Source organism: Maribacter luteus, assembly GCF_009674825.1.
GTDB lineage: Bacteria > Bacteroidota > Bacteroidia > Flavobacteriales > Flavobacteriaceae > Maribacter_A > Maribacter_A luteus.
Map to the genome: position 1 here is coordinate 1 of NZ_WKJH01000020.1, position 2,259 is coordinate 2,259.

Annotated in this window: 2 protein-coding genes; both read right to left on the reverse strand. The window is 33.8% G+C overall.

Translation table 11 applies throughout. The features are described 5' to 3' along the window. Positions 1-231: 231 nt before the first annotated feature. Positions 232-738, reverse strand: coding sequence for a hypothetical protein (locus GJ691_RS12240; protein ID WP_154367290.1), 507 nt, complete (start codon positions 736-738; stop codon positions 232-234). Between the two features lie 525 nt (positions 739-1,263). Continuing rightward, the gene (locus GJ691_RS12245; protein WP_179955118.1) at positions 1,264-1,683 is read right to left on the reverse strand and encodes a hypothetical protein; all 420 of its coding nucleotides are present in this window, start codon (positions 1,681-1,683) and stop codon (positions 1,264-1,266) included. Positions 1,684-2,259: the final 576 nt, after the last annotated feature.

The window sequence follows — 2,259 nt, forward strand, 5'->3', positions numbered from 1 at the left end:
CCGAGTGATATGGATGTATTTTTCATTTTTTTTTAATGTATACTCAAATTTACCAATTTTTGGTAAAAACCCCAAATTTACCACGATTTTCAAATTAGACCCAACGTGTTTGTATATGGAAAGTTGCGGGTTTGTATGCGAGGATTTTCCGAAGGAAAATCAGATGTTACAAACACGCAACTACCTTTGTTTTAGGAATTTTTTATATACGGTGTTGGCAAATCGTTATTTTTAATTCACGTTTTGTTTTTCACAACCATTAATTCTTTGTTCTTTAGTTAGAGTCCAAACATTAATTGCTTTACTCTTAAGTTTGTTTTCAGAATCAGGTTCCACCAATTCAATTTCCATAATACATTCAGTCGCAATTTTGTAATCAGAATTTTCTATTAAATATCCATTTACATAAACTCCATTATTTTTTTTAATTCCGAAAAATTCGTTCAAGTCAGATTGTGTTTTAAAAGCAGTTTTTTTCTTTAAACTGACAAAAATAATTCCGTTTTCAGTCAGATTGTAGAATTTATGTACTTTCCGATTTGGTTTGTCTTTCAGAACGCTTATATCAACAATCAATTCTTTTGTTGTTCCGATAATACTTTCATTCGCAATAATGTCTTTTTCAACAATAAAAGTAGGACACTTACTTTTGGTCAAAGGTAATTTAGCATAATTATATTGAGAATAGATATTCGAAAAAAATAAAGTAAAAACTATAGTAATAATTATTCTGTTCATATGCATGTTGTTAATGTTTGCCAACGGTTACGTATATGAAATGTTGCGTGTTTGTGAGCGAGGATTTTCCGAAGGAAAATCAGAAGCTAGCAAACAAAGCAACTCACATTGTTTAAGCACAAAATAGCAATTTTTTATATACATTGTGCCTGTTGCACAAGTTAAGAAAAAAGTCATTGCGAATCTTTGTCGATGGGTAAAGGGATCGTAACTTTAGGTATGCAAGGAAAAAAGGATAATCAGGAAAAACTGTTCGCGAGTTTCCAGTTGGCAATCGCCTACAACCTGAAGAAATACCTGAAGTTCATCGGAAAACGCTCAAAAAGCGGGGCGGGAATGCTTGCTTTGTTATTTTTTATAAAAAACAGGTGCCAAGAACTAGAAAGAACACTTGTAGGCCCCCTAAAAATCTAGAATGCCCAATGTCCTAAAAACAAAAAGCCCCTAAAAAGGGCTTAAAAGACGTCTTTTTTTTGCTGTTCAAGGGCTTGTGCAACGGTTACCGGTGTTGTGCCCCGTTGTTTTCTATTCTATCATTAATTCATTAACTCCTATTACAATTAGTACTGCAAAAACTCCCAAAACAACATAGTATCCTAATACTTTCAAATTAAATTTCATAATCTGAGTACATTTCCACAAAATCAGGAAAAGTATCGTCAACACAGTAGTTGCAATCAGGTATTTATTTATCCCTGACATTGCTGCGATTCTTGCTTCGTCTTGTAGGTTTATCCCACCAAAAACAATTGAGAAAAAACGTGAAAAAACAGCAGAAAAAGCAATTGAATAAGCAATACTTGATTTAGTTTTCCAGGTAATCAATAGAAATATCAATCCTTGAAATATCGTAAAAAACGGTCCGCCAATTGCTGACCATAGAGCATCGGATTCACTAATAAATTGTCCACTTTGAGGAGCTGAATTATTTAAACTTAATGTCATATCATTCCCTAATAACTCTCCAAAAGTCCAATGTCCGAATTCGTGGAAAAGATACGTCAAAAAAGCAATGGGAATAAAAGCCAATATAACTTTCCAATTAATCTGACTTTCCTTTAAATCCTAATTTATTTTCGTGCTAAAGGTCATATTCATTTCCTACATTTCTAATCGTTAAACAGTTTTTCTTCAATGGGGCACAACGGTTGAGGCTATGGGAAGTAGGGCAGGCAAGGAACTTTTCGTTTCCGTCTAGGCATGAAGCTAAAGCTTATTATTTAGTTTTATTTTTTCTTGTCCAAAGCTAAATTTGAATATTTCGCTGACGCGTAATTTTCAATTTAGGGACTTTATAAATATACACAGACCTAGCCTAAAAGCCATAAGTCCGCATTAATTATAGCATCGACATTCACAAGCGAAGTTGGAAAGTACATTGTGCTACAGATTTGTTTTCAGGCAAGTCATTTTCAATGCAACCAAACCCGGAACAACTTAAAGATTATGTTGATAAACATTTCGCCGGTCATGAAGTATCGACCGCATACGAGGCAGGTTGCTGTGGATATTCAGCTCATC